The 785-nt window shown below is 40.8% G+C and carries 1 protein-coding gene; it reads left to right on the top strand.

The annotated features are described in order from the left end of the window. Window positions 1–785, top strand: a 785-nt coding sequence (locus GVN22_RS27475) for a UDP-glucose/GDP-mannose dehydrogenase family protein (protein WP_166554180.1), incomplete at both ends; no start/stop codon positions are given.

The raw sequence follows: 785 nt of genomic DNA, 5'->3' as shown, positions 1-785 counted from the left end.
AAATATATCTTGAAAGTTGCTGATGATTTAGGTCCAATCCTAGACCAATATGTAGTGGTTATTGATAAAAGTACTGTACCAGTAGGTACAGCCGAAAAAGTACACGCTGCGATTGCTAAAAATGCCTCTGAAGAACTTTTTGATGTAGTATCCAATCCTGAGTTTTTGCGTGAAGGTGTGGCTGTAGAAGACTTTATGAAGCCTGACCGCGTGGTAATTGGTACTCGTTCTGAGAAAGCAAAAGCTGTGATGAACAAGCTATATGCACCATTGGTTCGTCAGGGTAATCCTGTTATCTTCATGGATGAGCGTTCGGCTGAAATGACTAAATATGCTGCAAATGCGTTCTTAGCTACTAAAATCACGTTTATGAACGAGATTGCTAACCTTTGCGAAAAAGTAGGTGCTAATGTAGACGATATTCGTCGTGGTATTGGTACAGACTCACGTATCGGGAAACGTTTCTTGTTTGCAGGTATTGGTTATGGCGGTAGTTGTTTTCCTAAAGATGTTCAGGCTTTAGCAAAAACTTCTTCTGATAACCAATATGACTTTCAGATTTTAACGGCTGTCATGAACGTAAATGAAGGTCAAAAGACGAAGTTAATCCCAACCATCAAAGAACACTTCGGTGGCGATTTGAAAGGCAAAGTATTTGCGATGTGGGGCTTAGCTTTCAAACCATATACCGACGATATTCGTGAGGCTCCAGCCTTGTACAATATCGAAGAATTATTGGCAGAGGGCGTAACTATCAAGGCATTTGACCCAGAGGCAATGGAAAA

The organism is Cellulophaga sp. BC115SP (assembly GCF_009905545.1).
Classification (GTDB): Bacteria; Bacteroidota; Bacteroidia; order Cytophagales; family Spirosomataceae; genus Flectobacillus; species Flectobacillus rivi.
Note: the sequence above shows the minus strand (reverse complement) of the source record. Positions and strands in the feature narration are given on the sequence as shown.